Genomic DNA, 19,433 nt, shown 5'->3' with positions numbered 1-19,433 from the left:
ATTGCGGATTCAACAGCCGTTGGAGCGAGCGCGCTGACGGATCCGCGCTCCGTGCTTGAGGCCGGACATGCGGGCGCGAACCAGCATCCTGCGATTCCGGTTGGCAGAGCCGACGTCACCGGCCGACATCTGCCGCCAGACCATCCTTCCGCCCGGCCGTCTACCTACGTAGCGCGGAGCGACGATCGCTTCATCACCATCGCTGGCTTCCAGGAAGCCGCTGGACAGGCCACAGCGAATGCGCCGCAACAGGCCACGCAAGTCATCGGACGCGTGGTCAACACCAAAGGTCACGCGGTGGTCGTCCGCAATGGCGTCGCGGTTACGCTCAATGATGGGGACGCGTTGCGGAAGGGCGACATCGTTCAGACCGATCGCGATGGCGGGGTCAGCCTCATCTTCAAAGACGGCAGCGTGTTTCAGCTCGGGCACGATTCGCACCTCGTGCTGGCCGAGTTCAGCTACGGCCAGCATGGCGCGGCCAACCTGGAAGTCTTCAGCCTGCTCCAAGGATCTTTGAGCTTCGCCTCCGGCGCGATTGCGCGCACGGGGGACATGCGCGTTGGCGTAGCGTCCGCTTGGGCCAAGATCCTGGGCGGCATTGGTGATGCCGACATTGCAAAGCATGACGGGGTCGTCACGCTGTCCATTTTCCATCAGGATCGCGGCCTAAACCAAGCAACCGTCTACGACCGGAACGGTGATCCTATCACGGCGATCAGCGGTGACGGCGGCAAGCTGACGCTGACGCCGATCAGTTCGTCGCATCTCGTGACCGACGAGCAGGCCAAGTCGGATGCCGATAGGGCCTTCGAGTTCGACGCGCTCAACAGCATCCTGCAGATCAAGACTCTCGCGGGAGAGTTCGTCGACTCCGGTCGAATCGGGGCGCACGGCTCGTCATTTGCACCGATTGGCGCCGATGGTCGCGGCCAGAGTGAATCCTGGTTTCCTCATTCGTCTTTCGAAAACGCTCCGCCCGTAAATTTTCCAGGTGCCGACAGCTTCCCGCATGGCGGAGACGGCTTCCCCGGAAATCAGCCCGCAAGCCCGCCCGCCACGTTCGGGCCGATCAACCACGCTCCGGTGCTCGACCTCCACGCCGGAGCGATCCCGGTGGCGGCTTTCGAGCAGGTGCCGATTGCTGTCTTGCCGCACCTGACGTTGACCGATGACGACAGCGCGACGTTGCTGCAGGCGACGGTCAAGATCTCCGGCCATTTCGAGCCCGGCAAAGACACCCTGTCCTTTACCGGCACGCCCTCGATCGAAGGCAGCTTCGATGCTGGCACCGGGACTCTGACGCTCCGCGCCGTGCCGGGCCACGCGCCGAGCCTGGCCGACTTTCAGGCTGCGCTTCGCACGGTCAGCTACACCTATGCCGGCGACGCGCCTTCGACGTCGCCGCGCACGCTTACCATCACCGTGCAGGATCCCGACGGCACGGCGCATGGCGGCCACGATCTCGCGTCCGATTCCATCACGCTGACGGTCACCGGGGTCAACGACGCGCCGACGCTGACGTTGGGCGAGGTCTCATTCGTCGCCGCCGAGCAGACCGCGACCGCCGTGGCACCGCGCTTGTCGCTGTCGGACGTCGACAGCACGACGCTCGATCATGCCTCGATCCGGATCACCGGCAACTATCTGCACGGCGAGGACGTGCTGTCGTTCGTCGACACGGCGCGCATTCACGGCGCCTTCGATCCGGTCTCGGGAACGCTGACCTTGACCGCGCACGCCGGTCAGTCACCGACGGTTGCCGATTTCGAAGCCGCGCTTCGTTCGGTCGCCTATACCGACACCAGCGATAATCCGTCGCCGCTGCCCCGCACGCTGACCATCACCGTGCAGGATGTCGATGGCACTGCCAATGGCGGGCACGACACGACAGTGCGCACCGTCACCCTGACGGTGACACCGGTCAACGATCCGCCTGCAATCACCGGCGAGACCGATCCGGCCGCGGTCGCTGAACTCTCGGATGCGCATGCGCAACTGCTCGGGCCGATCACGGGCACGCTGTCGGCGAGCGACCGCGATATCGGCGACGTCCTGACCGGGCACGTGGCGGCGTCCGCCACGGTCAGCTACAGCGCTGGCGCGCTGCCGGCCGGCGTCGATCTCGACGCGTTGCGCGATGCGGCAGCGATCTCGTTCGACAGCGCCACGACCACGATCAGCGGCGGCGCCAACACGCTGACATGGACCTATCATCCGGCCGCGGCCAACCTGGACTGGCTGGCCTCCGGCGAGACGCTGACCATCACCTATCTCGCAGACGTCACCGACGGGACGGCAGGCGTCGGCAGCCAGCCGCTCACCATCACCATTACCGGCACCAACGACGCGCCCACCATCGGCGCGGCACAGACCGCGGCCTCGGTGACGCAGGATGTCGCTGTTGATGCGCAGGGACAGGTGCATGCTGGCGGCAGCTTCGATTTCGTCGACCTCGATTACTCCGATGCGCATTCCACCTCGGCCACGCTGCTGAACACGACCGCTTCCGGCGGCGTGGCGCTCGGAACCATGAGCGCACTGATCGCCACCGATACGGTCAATGGCGTCGGTGGCGAGGCGGCGTGGAGCTACCACGTCGACAACAGCGCGGTGCAGTTCCTGGCCGCGGGCGAGAGCGTGGTCGAGACCTACCGGGTCACGGTGCGCGATGGCCATGGCGGAACGGTGAGCCGCGACGTCAGCGTCACCATCACTGGCGCCAACGACGCCCCCGTGATCACCGCCGCTCAGACGACGGGCGCAGTGACCGAGGACAGCGCTGTCGATGCGCACGGACAGCTGCAGGCCGGCGGCGTCATCGGCTTCGGCGATGTCGATCTGACCGACACGTACAGCGTCTCGGTCGCCCTCGTCAGCTCCAGCAACGCTGGAGGCGTTGCGCTGGGGACGATGAGCCCGCAACTGACCGCCGAGACGAGCCATGGTCTTGGTGGCGAGGTCGCGTGGACCTACCAGGTCGACGACAACAGCGTTCAGTTCTTGCGAGCCGGCCAGACCGTCACCGAGGTCTATGCCGTGACGGTCAGCGACGGTCATGGCGGACAGGCGACGCAGAACGTGACGGTTACGGTCACCGGCACCGAGGATGCGCCGGTGTTGACGGCCGGTGGCTCGGGCGCCGTGACCGAAGCTGCCGATGCCTCCGCACAGGACATCGCGCCGATCACCGGCTCGCTCGGTGTGACCGACCGCGACGTCGGGGACGCGCTGGCAGCCTCCGTCATCGGCTCCCCCGCCGTCACGCTCGACGGCCACGCCTTTTCACTGCCGGCGGGGGCCGCCGCGCTGATCGATCACGCGCTGTCGTTCCAGAATGGAGTTGCATCGAACGGCGGCGCAGCGAGCATCGGCTGGAGCTACGATCCCTCGGCTGCCAATCTCGATTTCCTGCGGGAAGGACAGCAGCTCGTGCTGACTTACACCGTCGCGGTCAACGACGGGCTCACCGGCAGCGGCACGCAGACCATCGCGATCACCATCACCGGCACCAATGACCTGCCGAGCATCACCGGCGGCGCGGCCGCGGTCGACGAAGCAGGCGATGCCCACGCCCAGACGATCTCGCTGGGCGGCACGATTGCGGTCACCGATCGCGACGTCGGCGACACGCTGACCGCGTCGGTCGCGGGCGCGCCGACCGTCGCGCTGGACGGCCACGTCTTCACGCTGCCGGCCGGAGCGGCTGCGCTGATCGACAGCGCGGCTTTGTCGTTCGACAATGCCGGACACCTGTCGAATGGCGGCACCACCGGCATCGCCTGGACCTACCAGCCCGGCGCCGCGGATCTGGACTTCCTGAAGCAGGGCCAGACGTTGACGCTCACCTATGCCGTCGACGTCAGTGACGGCACCGGGACCAGCGCGCCGCAGACCGTGACCATCACGATCAACGGCACCAACGACGCGCCGGTGGCGGTCGCTGACAGCTACACGACGGCCGAGGACACTGCGCTAACGATCCAGAACGCAGGCGTGCTCGGCAACGACCACGATGCCGAGGGCGACGCGCTCAGCGCCATCCTGGTCGATGGCCCCACCCATGGCACGCTTGCGCTGAATCAAGACGGCTCGTTCACCTACACGCCGTTTGCCGACTACAACGGCGTCGACAGCTTCACCTACAAGGCCAATGACGGCCTCGCCGATTCCGGCACCGCGACCGTCAGCATCACGGTCACGGCGGTGAACGACCCGGCCGTGATCTCGGGCGTCAGCAGCGGCTCGGTCGCCGAGGCCGGCGGCGTCAACAATGCGATCGCGGGAACAGCGACCGCGACCGGCGTGCTCACCGATACCGACGTCGACAATCCCGCCAATACTTTCAGCGCGGTCGCGACGCCTGTGGCGAGCGCCGGCGGCTACGGCACCTACACCATGACCGCAGGCGGGGCATGGACCTACCATCTCGATGACGGCAACAGCGCGGTTCAGGCGCTCAACGCCGGCGCTGTTCTGACCGACACGTTCACGGTCACGACCATCGACGGCACGGCGCAGGTGGTGACGATCACCATCAACGGCGCCAACGACGCCGCGGCGGTGTCGGGCAGCACCAGCGGTTCGGTGACCGAGGCGGACGGCATCAACAACGGCGCGCCGGGAACACCGACCGCGACCGGCATGCTGACCGACAGCGACGTCGACAATCCCGCCGACACGTTCACGGCGGTCGGGACGGCAACGGCGAGCGCCGGCGGCTACGGCACCTACACCATGACCTCGGGTGGCGTGTGGACGTATGCGCTCGACAATAGCAATCCTGCGGTGCAGGCGCTCAACGCCGGCGCTGTTCTGACCGACACGTTCACGGTGACGACCATCGATGGCACCGCGCAGGTGGTGACGGTCACCATCAATGGCGCCAACGACACGGCCGTGGTGTCCGGCACCATCAGCGGTTCGGTGATCGAGGCAGGCGGCATCAACAACGGCACGCCGGGAACGCCGACCGCGACCGGCACGCTGACCGATACCGATGTCGACAATCCGGCCAACATTTTCGCGGCGGTCGGGACGGCAACGGCCAGCGCCGGCGGCTACGGCACCTACACCATGACCTCGGGTGGCGTGTGGACGTATGTGCTCGACAACAGCAATCCCACGGTGCAGGCGCTCGACGTCGGTGCGACGCTGACCGATACGTTCACGGTGACGACCATCGACGGCACCGCGCAGGTGGTGACGATCACCATCAACGGCGCCCACGATACGGCCGTGGTGACGGGCGCGATCAGCGGCGCGGTGACCGAGGCCGGCGGCGTCAACAACGGCACGCCGGGGACGCCGGTTGCCACCGGAACGCTGACGGTCGCAGAGGGCGCTTTCGTCGCCGTCGCTGCCGCCACGGCCAGCGCCGGCGGTTATGGCACCTACACTCTGGGGTCATCCGGGGTCTGGACCTACACGCTGAACAACAGCAATTCGGCGGTCCAGGCGCTCAATGCGGGCGCGGTTCTCACCGACACCTTCACGGTCACCACGACCGGCGGCAGCACGCAGGTCGTCACGATCACCATCGCCGGCACCGATGATGCGCCGGTGCTCTCCGGCGATGCGTCAGTCGCGCTGCTGCAGGGAACGTCGACGGCGATCACCACTGCCGACCTGAACGTCACTGATATCGACAATACGGTCAGCCAGCTCACGTTCAACGTCAGCAGCACCGTGCACGGCTACGTCGCGCTGTCGGGCGCGCCCAGTGTCGCCGTCACCAGCTTCACCCAGACCCAGCTCGCGTCGGGGCAGGTGATCTTCGTTCACGACGCGACGCAAAACCCCGCCGCGAGCTTTACGGTCACCGCGACCGACGGCAGCCTGACCACGGCCGGGATGGCCGTCAACGTCGCCGTCAGCAGCGACTTCGTCATCACCAGCAATCTCGATCTCGGCGTCGTCTCCGAGACCATCCACAGCCTGAGCCAGTCCGCCGGCACGCTGTCCGGCACGGGGGCGCTGACCGACGCCAACGGCGCGACGTTCACCGGCGGCACCGAGAGCGGCAGCGGCACCACGGTCGTCAATGGCCTGGCGACGTTCTTCGATGCCAGCAACGAGACCTTCACGCTCGACGGCCGGACGCTCGAGCTGCATGGCTCCGCGCAGAGCGGGGCGTTTTCCGGCGATACGCTGCGTCTCAACAATGGCGCGGTGCTCAAGATCGACGCCGGCGTCACCTTTACCGATGCGTCCGCCAGCGGCACCGCCTTCAACATTTCCTCCAGCGCCGGCACCGGCACGGTCAATGTCGCCGGCAGCTATGAGAAGACCGGCGGCGGCACCACGGCGATCTCGACGGCGCTGACCAACACCGGAATGATCGACGCCAAGGCCGGCACGCTCGATCTCGCCGGCAACGTCACCAATTCCGGCACGCTGAAGGCGGAGGGCGGCGGCACGCTGCTGGTGGCCGGCAACGTCACCGGGTCGGGCGCCGTGATCGTCGACAGCAACGGCACGGTCGAGTTCGGCGGCAATGTCGGCACCGGGCAGACGATCACGTTCAGCGGCTCGTCGGGCACGCTGAAGATCGATCATCCCGCCAGCTTCGCCGGCACCATCACCGGCTTCAGCGGCGCGACCGATACGATCGACCTCGCGGGTATCAACCACAATTCCGCGCAGTATTCGCAATCGTTCAACGCGTCCACCGGCATCCTGACGGTGACCGACGGCGTCAACACCGCGACGCTGCATTTCGGCGGCGCCACCTATGGCTTCGCGGCTACGAGTGACGGCGCCGGCGGCACCCTGATCAAGCCGGCCAACGTCTACACCGTCCACAACGCGGCCGAGCTCAATGCGGCGCTGCTGGCCGTCAGCCAGGGCGGCTCGGCGGCCGCCGCCAACACCAGCTACTCGATCGAGCTCGCCGCCGACATTTCGATTGCCTCGCTCGGCGCCGATCTGACTGCGATCAATCTGGCGAGCGGCAGCTCGCTCGTCATCCACGGCGGAGGACACACGCTGGATGGCGGCAACGCCTATCGCGGCCTGTTCGTGTACGGTGGCAATGTCACCATCGACCATCTCGCCATCAATCACACGCTGGCGCAGGGTGGCGCCGGCGGGACACAGGGTGGTGGCGGTGGCGCCGGATTGGGTGGCGGCCTGTTCGTTGCAACCGGCGCCACGGTGTCGATCAGCGACGTCAGCTTCAGCGGCGACAGGGCGGTCGGCGGCAAGGGCGGTGGCCTCGATGGTGGCGCTAACTGGGGGGCCGGCGGCGGCGGCATGGGATCGGCCGCCAGTGCCAACGCCGGACAATATCGGCACGACTACTCGGCCCCGAACGGCCATGGCTACGTCGCAACAGCGGTGAACGGCACCTCCGGGGGCGGTATCGGGCTCAACGTTCCCGGACAGCCAGGTCTCGTGCATGGCGGTGCCGGCGGCGCGTGGACCGGCGGAAGCCTTCGCAGCTACACGGCGGCCGGGATGGGCGGGTTCGGCGGCGGCGGCGGCGGCGGCTTCTATGCCTATGCAAACAGCAGGGAGAGCACCCCCCAAGGTTCGGTCGATCATATCTCGAGGGTGGGCTCCAACGGCGGCAATGGCGGCTTCGGCGGCGGCGGCGGTGGCGGGGCGAGCGGCTCGGCCCAATTGCACAGCACCGGCGGCGCCGGTGGGTTCGGCGGCGGTGGCGGCGGCGGATATTCTGGCGGTGCCGGCGGCTATGGCGGCGGCGCTGGTGGTGGCAAGGTCAACTCCGTCCTGCTCGGCTCCGGTGGCGGCGGCCTCGGCGCCGGCGGCGATATCTTCGTCCAGGAAGGCGGACACCTCATTGTCGGCGGTGGCTCGCTGTCCGGAGGAACCGTTGCCGGCGGTGCCGCAGGGAACGTCGGTACGTCGGCGCAAAACGGGCAGGCGCTCGGCTCCGGCATCTTCATCCAGGGCAACCAGACGGTCACCTTCGCGCCGGCGTCTGGCGACGATCTGACGATCGCCGACGTCATCGCCGATCAGCATGGCAATGGCGGCACCGGCAATGTCGAGATCTCCGGTGCCGGCAACGTGCATTTCACCGCTGCCAACAGCTATGTCGGCGCGACCATCGTCGATGCCGGCGCCACGCTCGACATCGATGCCGCCGGCGGCCTGGGAACGGGCGCGGTCACCGACAACGGCATCCTCAACGTCAATGCGGCGACGACGTTTGCCAGCACGGTCAGCGACGGCGGCGTTCTTAACGTCAACGCGGCAACGACCTTTGCCGGCGCGGTCACCGACAGCGGCGTTCTCAACGTCAATGCGGTCACCACCTTCGCGAGCACGGTCACCGACAACGCCACGTTGAACGTCAACGCCGCGACGACGTTCGCGAACGGAGTCACCGACAACGGCGCGCTGAACATCAACGCGTCCGCGATCTTCCAGGGCACGGTCGTCAACAACGGCACCGTCACCATCAATGCCGCGAACGCCGATTTCGCCGGATCGATCACCGGCAACGGCACGATCAATTTCGGGACCTCGGGCGGGACGGCCGTGTTCGAGCATGGCGTGCCGACCCAGACCATCACGGGCTTCGCCAATGGCGACGTCATCGACCTCCGGTCGGTGGTAGCGACAACGGCCGTGGTCGGTGCGAACAATGTCGTGACGTTGAAGGACGCCGGCGGCACTGCGGTCGCGACCCTGCATTTCGATCCGGCGCAGACGCTCGGGCCGTTCGGCGTGACCAGCGACGGCCAGGGCGGCACCAAGGTCGTCGCCATCCAGACCAGCTTCAACGTCAGCTCCGCCGCAGATCTCAACGCAGCGCTGACCGCGATCAGCCAGGGCGGCACGTCCTACGCGAAGAACGTCGCCTATACGATCCACTTCGCCAGCGACATTTCCCTCGCCTCGCTCTCGGCCTCCGCGCAACTCGCCGCGATCAACCTCGACACCGGCAGCTCGCTGCTGATCGACGGCGCCGGCTTCACGCTCGACGGCGCCAATGCCCATCGCGGCTTCTTCGACTATGCCGGCAATGTGAGAATTCAGAACCTCGCGATCGCGCACACGCTGGCGCAGGGCGGCGACGGCGGCATTGGCGGTGGTGGCGGCGGCGCCGGGCTCGGCGGCGGCCTGTTCGTCGCGGCCGGCGCGTCGGCGACCATCGCCAACGTGACCTTCCTCGACAACGCCGCCCACGGCGGCGACGGCGGCGGCGTGAACCCGGCCGGCCGGATTTATCAAGGTGGTGCGGGCGGCGGCGGCATGGGCATCGATGGCGCCGCTGGCTCCACGACCGGGGTGTACCATCTCAATCACTACAGCGTCTTTTCCGGCTGGGGCTATGCGGGCGGCGCCGGCGGCGGCCCAGGCCTGTCGAATCTTCCGGACGGCGGCGGCGCAGGAGGGACGTCGTATCGCGGATCGTCCCCGGCCTCCGGCGCATTTGGTGGTGGCGGCGGCGGCGGCAGCGCCTTTAAGGCCCCCGCGGAAGCCGGAACCACCGGTGCACAGGGCGGCTTCGGCGGCGGCGGCGGGGCTGGTGGCGGCTTCAACACGAACACTGCCAGCTACGGCAACGGCGAGAACGCTGCCGGCGGAAATGGCGGCTTCGGCGGCGGCGGCGGCGGCGGCGGGCTCCGCGGTCACGATGGCCTCGGAGGATTTGGTGCCGGCAACGGCGGCGTCTCCTTCGCCTATCGTGCCGGCGGGTATTATCAGTCAAAGATCGGCAATGTTGGCGGCGGCGGGCTCGGTGCCGGCGGCGGGGTCTTCGTCCAGGAAGGCGGCACCCTGATCCTCGAGAGCGGGTCGCTGTCCGGCGGCGCCGTGGCCGGAGGCGCCGCGGGCGCCATCCAGGCGGCCCATCAGTTGTACGACATGCCCGGCGCCGGCCAGGGCCTCGGCAGCGGCATCTTCCTCCAGGGCAACGAAACGCTGACGTTCGCGCCGCTTTCCGGCGCGACGGTGACGGTCGCCGACGTGATCGCCGATCAGGGCGGCAATGGCGGGCGCGGTGCGGTCGACATCAAAGGGGCGGGCATCGTCGAGTTCGACGCGGCCAATACCTATTCCGGCGGCACCACGATCGAAGCCGGCGCGACCCTCAAGCTCGCGGGCCATGGCAATGTTAGCAGCGGGCCGGTCACGGACAATGGCGACCTGCTCCTTGCATATTCCGTCACGCTGTCCGGCACGATCAACGATAACGGCACGATCCATCTTGGTTTCCATGACGGCACGGCCGTCTTCAGCGGCGCTGTCACGCTGAGCGGCTCGTTCAACTTTGGCGACGGGACCAATGAGGCCGACTTCAACGGCGGTTTGAACGGCACGGGATCGATCAATTTCGGCACTGGCGATCAGACGCTGAAGATCACCGGTGCGATGCCGAGCGCCGTCATCCACGGTTTCGGAGCCGGCGATGCGATCGACCTTGCCTCGATCTCCGCAACGGCTGTCGGCAGCTTCAGCAATGGTCTGCTCTCGCTGGTCGGAGCCGACGGCATCACCGTCGTCGCCACGATCCATTTCGATCCGTCGCTGCAGGCGCCCGATGGATTCGCCGTGGTATCCGATAACAGCGGCGGCACGATCGTCGTGCTCGACGAAGTGCCGGTGTTCCATGTCGCATCGGCAGCCCAGCTCGCGCGCGTGATCAACGAGATCAGCGTTGGCGGTGCGCTGTCCCGGACCAACCAGCACTACGAGATCGACATCAGCACTGATTTCTCGATCGATCTGGTGCTGCCCGCGATCAAGCTGGCGTCCGGCGACACCCTGACCATCCAGGGCCAGCACCACACGATCAGCGGTGCGGTCAACGGCGTTCCCACCTATGCCGGATTGGATCTGGAATCGGGCAGCGCCGAGATCGATGACCTCACCATCGCCGATTTCGTCGCGCGCGGCGGCGATGGCAGCTCGCCAGGTTTCACCTCGCTCCAAGGCGGCAATGGCGGCGGCCTCGGCGCCGGCGGCGGCTTGTTCATCGGGTCTAGCGCGTCAGTGACCCTCAGCGGCGTGGCGTTCAGGCACGATCAAGCCGTCGGCGGCAATGGCAGCAGCGGCGGCTCCTACCAACAGGCCAACGCCACCAGTTTTCCGGGCCGCTATCACCTCTATGGCCCTGACGACCCGCATCGCGGAACTCCAAGCCACGCTCCGCAGACGTTCGGTTATGGTGGCTATGGCGGCCGGAAGGGCTCGGTCGGCGGCGCCGCTGGTATTGGCGGTGCCGCTGGTTTTGGTGGCGGCGGTGGCGGCGGCGGCGCCGGTTACTTCAATGGTGGCTTTCTCAAAGCGGGCGGCTCCGGTGGGGCGGGCGGCTATGGCGGCGGCGCCGGCGGTCATGGCTCGCTCGACGCCTTCAATGGAAACACCACCGGAGGTGGCGGCGGCGGCGCGGGCCTCGGCGGCGCTGTCTACGTTGCGTCCGGCGGTCACCTCTATGTCAGCGACTGGAATTTCTCGAACAACACCGCGACCGGCGGCGCGGGTGGCCTCGGCGGCAGCGCAGGCCAGGGCATCGGCAACGATCTGTTCAGCCATGGCGGCACCGTCACCCTGACCGCCACGCTGGGCCAGACCGTCACCGTCAATCAGCTCATCGCGGGCACCAACGCGCAACTCGCCGCAGGTGTCACGGACACGTTCAACGTCGGTGGTGCGGGCACCGTCGTGTTGGGGCAAGGCATCACGGCCGATGTCCTGAACATCGCTGGCTCGGGCAATGTTTCGGTGCTGACCCACATCGACGTTGCCAACATCAACGTCTCGGGATCCGGCAACGTCGTGCTCGAAGGGGGATTCTTCGGCCACGAGGTCATTACGCATACCGGCACCGGCAGCCTCACGGTCAAGCCGATCTACAACGTGTCGACCACGGCCGAGCTTGCGGCAGCCATTCAGGCGATCGACGCCAATCCGATTTCCGGCACGGCCGTCAACTATGTGATCAACCTGACCGCCGATATCGCGCTGAGTGCGCTGCTCCCGATCCTCACCATTGCAGCGGGCGATACCCTGACCCTCCAGGGCAACGGCCACGTCATCGACGGCGGCAACAATTTCGGCGGGTTCTATCTCCGGTCGGGCAATGCCTCGTTCTCTGATTTGACGATGCGGCATATGGTCGAGCGCGGCCAGGATGGCGGCTTTAGCGTGACCGGCTATGTCGTGACGGGCAAAGGCGGTGGTGGCGGCGGCGGTCTCGGGGCAGGCGGTGCCCTGTTCATCGGCAGTGGGGCCTCGGCCACGATCAAGGACGTCAATGTCACCGGAAATGGCGCGGTCGGCGGCAATGGCGGAAACACCTACGGGCACAGCGGGCGTTATGCCTTTGCCGGCGGTGGTGGCGTCCTCAATGGAAATGGATATCAATCTGGCGGCGCCGGTGGCGGCGTGTCGGGTGGAATCCATGGGCAGAACGGCGGTTTTGGCGGCGGCGGTGGCGGCGGCTACGGCGCTCATCGATTAGGAAGGGTCGCTTTCCTCTATGGCAACACGTCTCGCTACGGCGCTGGTTCGGGCGGGTACGGCGCCGGCAACGGCGGTAACCCGGTTTTTGTCGGCTATGATCCGGGTAGTGGCCAGCCGATCGTCTTTGGAGGCGGTGGTGGCGGCGGTGCCGGGCTCGGTGGCGGCATCTTCGTCGCCACGGGCGGATCGCTGACGATCGCTGGAGGCGAGACATTTTCCGGAAACTACTCTCGCGGCGGCAGCGGTGGCCTGAGCGGCGGCGGAAATGACGGCGGCAACGGGCAGGGCCTTGGGGCCGGCCTGTTCGCCGCGTCGAACAATGTCACGCTGGCGCCCGATGCCGGCAAGACGCTGACCATCTCCGATTCGATCGCCGGCGCCATGACCGGCGTCCTCCACATCGCCGGCGCCGGCAGCGTCGTGCTTGGCGATGTCAGGGCGACGACGATCGCCCTCGACGGCGGCACGCTGACGATCAATGGGACACTCATCAACGACTCGCTGACGGTGTCCGGCTCGGCTGCGTACACGCTGACGACGAGCCTGCAGGGCAGCGGTTATGCCGGCGTCTCGAACTATGGGTTCCTGCTGCTCGACGCCGCCAGCACGATCGATGGCGGTGTGCAGCTCGCAGATCATGGCGTCATCGAGCTCGGTGCCGTCGGTGCGGTCGGCAGCGGACATATCACCTTCGCGCAAGGCGCCATGGCCACGCTGATCATCGATCAGGGCGATACGCCGGCCAATCAGATCGACGGCTTCCTTCCCGGCGACACCATCAAGCTCGCAGGCTTCGCCGCAAATGCGACCGTGACGCTCGGCGCCGGCAACGTGCTCACGGTGAGCGACGGCACGAACACGGCCCAGCTTCATCTCAATCCGAATCTTGATTACTCGACCGCCCAGTTCGGCGTCGTTGCCTATAACGGTGGCGTCGCCGTGACTGAGACGATTGCGCCGAAGATCACTCTCGTCGGTCAGCCGCAGAACGGCAATCAGGTTCTGCTCAGCGGCACTGGAATGCCGGGCAGCACCATTGCGATCTTCATCGACGGCAACCAGGTCGGCACCGCCACGCCCAATGCCAGCGGACATTTCAGCTTTACCACGGCGGCGCTTCCCGATGGCGAGTACAGCGTAATGGCGACGCAGGTCGGCGGAGGCCAGACCCTGACCACCACGCCGCTCGTCGTCGACGTGCTGCCGAGCGCGCCGTCGCTCGCGCTGGCGCCCGGACAGACGACGCTGGCCACCAATGTCGGCGTGCATCTGCAGGGCAGCGGCGAGCCGAACCAGACCGTCACGCTGCATCTCAGCGGTCCCGGCGGCAGCTCCCTGACATACACCACGGCAACCGACGGCAACGGCAATTACGACTTCGTCACGCCGAACCTGCCTGACGGCCACTACACGCTCAATGTGACCGAGACCAACGCGCAAGGCCTCGTCAGTCCGTTGTCGGGCGTGCTCGCCTTCGACGTCCATCCCAAAGCCCCGACGATTGCCGTGGTCGGGCAGCCGCTCGACGGTGGCAGGATCGAGGTGGCAGGCAGCGCCGATCCCAACATCACGGTCAACATCTGGGTCCGCAATCAGTCCGGCGACCAGTTCGTCGGTTCCGGCAGGGCCGATGCCACGGGCCACTTCGATTTCACGGCGAGCCAGCCGATCGGTCATGGTAACTACACGCTGCTCGCATTGGCGCAGGATTCCGCAAACCTGATCAGCGACCAGGCGATCCCGTTCACGTTCCACGTCGATCCGCAGGCGCCCGTGATCACCTCGATCGTCGGGCAGAGCGTCAACGGCGGCACGGTCGAGATCAAGGGCACTGCGCTGGCGGGCAGCACCGTCACGCTCTATGAGGGTAGCACTGTGGTCGGATCGGGCGTCGCCAATGGCGCCGGCGTGTTCGATATCGTCACCAGCGCGACGTTCGCCGAGGGCGTGCATTCCTTGCGGGCGACGGCAGCGGACGCCGACAGCCTGACCAGCCCGCTCTCCACCGCGATCAACGTCACCGTCCTGCCGACTGCGCCGGTGGTCTCGGCCGTCATCGCGACGGCGCCGCAAACGATCGAAGTTCAAGGCACCGGCGAGGCGGGAGAGACCATCAAGGTCTATGCCGATGGCACGACGCTGCTGGGCTCGGGTGTGGTCGATCAGACCGGGCATTTCGATTTCAGCGTTGATGCGCCCGGCGGCCGCCATGTCTTCACCACGACCGAGACCAACGGCGACAATCTGACGAGCGCCGCCTCCGCGGGGGTCGCGATCGACGTGACGCCGAGGGCGCCCGTCATCACATCTGTGGCGCCACTGGTGGCGACACAGATCGACGCCAGTCACGACTTCATCGTCAAGGGCACCGGCCAGCATGTCGGCGAGACCATCACGCTCTACGCCGATGGCGGCACGACTCCGATCGGCGCGGGTGTCGTTGCAGCCGACGGCACCTTCACCATCACGACCACGGTAGCGCTCGCGAACGGCACCCATACCTTGACCGCCACCGATGCGGCCGGCGCCGACGTCAGCGCGCCGTCGACCGGCTTTGCGGTGTATGTCGATCCGGCGCCGGTCACCAACATCAGCCAGGTCGGGGTCGCCGCGGATCACGGCGTCATCGAGCTCCAGGGCACGGGGCAGCCGGGCGATACGATCACGCTGATGCTTGGTAACACCGTGATCGGGACCGGCGCGGTCGACGCGGCAGGCCATTTCGACGTGACGACCGATCCGGCGGCGGGCGCGCTGCTCGGCCCCGGCCACCAGCACGTCACGGTCATCCAGACTGACAGCCTCGGTCACGCCAGCCCGGCTGCCACGTTTGATGCGAGCGTGGCCCCGGCCGCGCCCGTCGTTGCGTCGGTCGTGTCGGTGCCGGACTCGGTCGGCCGCGTCGAGGTGAAGGGCAGCGGCGAAGCCGGCACCATCATCAAGCTCTATGCCGACAATGGCACCACGGTGATCGGCACCGGCACTGTCGACGCGTCCGGCCACTTCGACATCACCAGCGGATTTCAGTCGGTCAGCGGCGGCGCGCACAGCATCACGGTGACCGCGACGACCATCGGCGGCATCACGGGACCGGCATCGGCGGGTGCTGATGTCACGATCACGCCGGCGGCGAATACCTGGACCATCACCTCGGCGGCCGATCTCGCCAAGGCGATCGCAGCGATCGACGTCTCCGGCGCGAGCGCGCAGACCGGCGCGCACTACACGTTCGACATCGTCGGCGATCTGCAACTCAGCGATCAGTTGCCGGCCTTCAATCTTCCGCCGGGTGCCTCGCTCACGATCTCCGGCCATGGCCACGTGCTCGATGCCCACGGCCTGCCCGGCCTGTTCGTCTACGCCGGCAGCGTCGAGATCGACGATCTCGGTATCATCAATGCCGTAGCAAAGGGTGGCGACAGCAATTTCGGCGGCGGCGGCGGCGCAGGTCTCGGCGGCGGATTGTTCATCGCATCGGCCGGCACGGTCACGCTGTCCAACGTCAATTTCGCCAATGACAAGGCGATCGGCGGCAACAGCAGCGGCGGCACGTTCGGCTATTTGGGTGTTGCGCTTTATGGCGGCGGCGGCGGACTCGGCGGTGCTGGTGGTTTCCAGGGCGGCGGCGGAATTGGCATTCATGCATCCGGCGCCAACCATCCGCGGCCCTACGACACCGGAACGACCGCTGGTGCCGGCATCGCACTGGGCGCCGCCACAGGTGGCGGACAGGTCGTCGGTACGAACCCGGTTTATCTTGGCGGAGCCAATGGCGGCGGCGGTGGCCAGGGTGTCGGATTCTACACCAGCGCGGTCTATTTCGGCCTTTCTGGATACGGCAGGCCGGGCGGCGGCGGCGGCATCGGGGGCGGTGTCGGCATCGTCAGCGGCATGATCGCCACGGGCGGTGCGGGCGGCTTCGGCGGCGGCGGTGGCGGCGGCGGGTGGGCCCCGTCGGTTTCGGCCGGTGGATATGGCGGCGTCGGCGGCTTTGGTGGCGGCGGCGGCGCCGGCCGGCACGGCGGCGGCGCCGGTGGTTTCGGCGGCGGCGGCGGTGCTGGGGGCTATGGCACGGTTGGCGCGGGTGGCTTTGGCGGTGGCGCCGGAGGCACGGGCGGCTATGGCGGCGGCGGTCTCGGCGCCGGCGGCGCGATCTTCGTGCAGCAGGGCGGCACGCTCATCTTCGCCGGCTCCGGCAGTGATCAGAACGGCGGCGTGACTGGCGGCGCCGCCGTGACCGGAGCCGGAGCCCATGCAGGCTCGGCGTTCGGCAGCGGCGTCTTCCTGCAGGGCGACCAGACCATCACTTTCGCACCCGACGCGACGCATATGATCACGATCAGCGACGTGATCGCCGACATGACCGGCTCGCATGATGCCAGCGGTCAGACCGGCGCGGGACATCTGCTGCTCGACGGCGGCGGCACGCTGGCACTGGGGGCGGCCAACACCTTCACCGGTGGCATCACGATCGAAAACGGCACGCTCGACCTCACCGGTCATGGCGCGGCCGGGTCCGGCGCGATCAGCTTCTCTCCGGCCGATCATGCCGCGCTGGAATTCAGCGCTGCCAACGCGCCAAGCAACGCGATCGAGAATTTCGGCACGCGCGACCAGATCATCGTCGATGGCTTCCATGCGACCAGCGAAAGCTACAGCAACGGCGTTCTGGTGCTGAACAGCGCGACCGGCTCGGTCAGCCTCACGGTTGGTGGTTCAGACTTGCACGCGCTGTCGGACTTCCACTTCGCCTTCGACGCAGGTACGGGCAATACGATCATCACCGGCGGACCCGACCGCTCCGGCGCCGATGTCATCCATGGCGGCCCTGGTGCGCAGATCCTGACCGGCGGCACCGGTGACGACGTGTTCTTCTTCCGCGCCACTGATCTCGCGGCCGGCGTCACCGAGAAGATCACCGATCTGTCGTGGGCGACCGGCAGCGGCGAGCACGACCGCATCCATCTCGAGGGCGTCGATCCGAATGCGGTCACGGTCACCAGCATCAATGGCGGCCATGACACCGACATTGCGATCGGTGTCAGCGGCGGCACGGCGCACATCCTGGTCCAGGGCAGCGGCTCGGCTCCGCTCGAGATCGAATTCCAGAACACGAATCCGACCAGCGATGCGGATCTGAACACGCTGCTGATGCCGTCGACGGCGAACGAAACCGTCGGCCAGTTCACGACCGGAGCCAACCAGCCTTACATAAAATCTCTGGTCAGCTATGGCGCCGATGGCGCGGCGATCGCGACCGACGTCACCAACAATGACGGCTCGCACACCATCACGGTGCAGGCGCCGAATGCGGCGCTGACGGCCTCCGCCGCCAGCGACACCTTCGTGTTTCAGTTCGCCGCGCAGCCGGCCGGCAGCGCGACGATCGGTAATTTCGATGTCGCGCACGATGTCCTGCAACTCAGCCACAGCGTCTATGCCGATGCCGCGGCGGCGCTGGCCGCGATCGCCGCGGATCCGCACAACGCCGGAAACCCGGCCGACACGACCATCGCGATCGACGCCAATCACATCGTCACGCTGACGGGTGTGAACCCGACCCAGCTTACACAGCACGATATTCTGCTAGTGTAAGGTCTCGCAATTCTTGGGCTTTTGAGGATTCATGCAGGGCGACATTCACTTCATCTCCGGACTGCCGCGCGCCGGCTCGACATTGTTGTCGGCCATTCTGCGGCAGAACCCGCGTTTCCGCGCCGGCATGACCGGACCGGTCGGCTCGCTGGTCGACGCCATGCTGCGCAGCATGAGCATGAGCAACGAGACCTCCATCTTCATCACCGACGCACAGCGCAAGGCGCTGCTGCAAGGCATCTTCTCATCCTACTACGCCGACGTTCCCAAAGGCGACGTGGTGTTCGACACCAACCGCAATTGGTGCACCCGCCTGCCGCTGCTGACCGAGCTGTTTCCCCGCGCCAAGGTCATCTGCTGCGTGCGCGACGTTCCCTGGATTCTCGACTCGGTCGAACGGCTGATCCGCAAGAACAAGTTCCAGCCGTCGGGCATCTTCAACTTCGAGCCGGGCGGCACGGTGTATTCGCGCGTCGACGGACTGGCCGCGCCGAATGGCATGGTCGGCTTTGCCTGGAACGCGCTGCGCGAGGCGTTCTGTGGCGAACAGGCGGATTGCCTGCTGGCGCTGACCTATGAGACGCTGACGAGCCGGCCGCAGCAGGCGATCGCAGCGGTCTACGACTTCATCGGCGAGAAGCCGTTCGCGCATGATTTCGACAACATCGAATTCGACGCCGAGGAGTTCGACCGCAGGCTCGGCACCCCCGGCCTGCACAAGGTCGGCCGCCGCGTGGAATCGCCGGGCCGCAAGACCGTGCTCCCCGGCGATCTCTGGCGCAAATACGAGAACGACGCGTTCTGGCGCGATCCCGCCCGCAATCCGAACAAGGTGCGTGTGGTCTAGCGTCAATGACCTCGGCGGCCCCCGCTGATGGGGATCGAAGCGCGTGCCGGTCGTGGCGCTGGGCGCAAAAGGGAAACGGCCAGTCCGCAGTGTCCAGCTTGGACCGAATTGGCGCACCCGAACACGATCCGAACGGTGGCTTTCGCCTTCGGCGCAGCTTGACATCGGTTTCTCAGGGGCGATGTGGCAGTGCCTGGTTGATCTCGCGCAAGGATCGCGACCAGAACTGTGGAATTCTTACATGATCGCTTCGGGGAGGAGTACATGCGTAGCTTCGCTCTGCTCGCCGTTTCTGCCGCGATCCTGTCGGTCGGGACCATCCTGCCCAGCAATGCCGAGGCCGGCTGCCACCGATTGGGCGAGACCGGCTATGGTATCGTTATTGTTGGGGGCCGCGTTGGATCTACCCGCACCATCGCCTCTTCCGGCACGGCCATTGTTGGTACCGTTGATATTGCCGGTGTCGGGTCTGGCAGTTTCAAATGACCCCCATTTGCGCTTGCCGCTCGATTGCGAGCCAGGCGCGGTGTCCGCGCTTGGGGCCGCTTAC

At 66.9% G+C, this 19,433-nt stretch carries 4 protein-coding genes; 3 read left to right on the top strand and 1 reads right to left on the bottom strand.

Going from position 1 to position 19,433, the window contains the following annotated elements; genetic code table 11:
- Nucleotides 1-9 precede the first annotated feature (9 nt).
- Nucleotides 10-432: a hypothetical protein gene (locus LQG66_RS17560; protein ID WP_231327441.1), complete on the bottom strand. Its 423-nt coding sequence runs from the start codon at nucleotides 430-432 to the stop codon at nucleotides 10-12.
- Between LQG66_RS17560 and LQG66_RS17555 the strand changes: the two genes are divergently transcribed.
- From LQG66_RS17555 to LQG66_RS17545, 3 genes are all read left to right on the top strand, one after another.
- Nucleotides 415-18,036: a beta strand repeat-containing protein gene (locus LQG66_RS17555; RefSeq protein ID WP_231328097.1), complete on the top strand. Its 17,622-nt coding sequence runs from the start codon at nucleotides 415-417 to the stop codon at nucleotides 18,034-18,036. The genes LQG66_RS17560 and LQG66_RS17555 overlap by 18 nt on opposite strands.
- Before the next feature lie 31 nt (nucleotides 18,037-18,067).
- Entirely contained in the window at nucleotides 18,068-18,883 is an 816-nt protein-coding gene (locus tag LQG66_RS17550; protein ID WP_231327440.1) for a sulfotransferase family protein, read from the top strand.
- A gap of 264 nt (nucleotides 18,884-19,147) precedes the next feature.
- On the top strand, nucleotides 19,148-19,369 hold the full coding sequence (locus LQG66_RS17545; protein WP_231327439.1) for a hypothetical protein: 222 nt from the start codon (nucleotides 19,148-19,150) through the stop codon (nucleotides 19,367-19,369).
- Nucleotides 19,370-19,433 lie beyond the last annotated feature (64 nt).

Source organism: Bradyrhizobium ontarionense (assembly GCF_021088345.1).
In the GTDB taxonomy this organism is placed as follows: Bacteria; Pseudomonadota; Alphaproteobacteria; order Rhizobiales; family Xanthobacteraceae; genus Bradyrhizobium; species Bradyrhizobium ontarionense.
Note: the sequence above shows the minus strand (reverse complement) of the source record. Positions and strands in the feature narration are given on the sequence as shown.

Coding starts and splice junctions, on each gene's coding strand:
- LQG66_RS17550 (WP_231327440.1), top strand. CDS start 18,068: ATGCAGGGCGACATTCACTTCATCTCCGGACTGCCGCGCGCCGGCTCG.
- LQG66_RS17545 (WP_231327439.1), top strand. CDS start 19,148: ATGCGTAGCTTCGCTCTGCTCGCCGTTTCTGCCGCGATCCTGTCGGTC.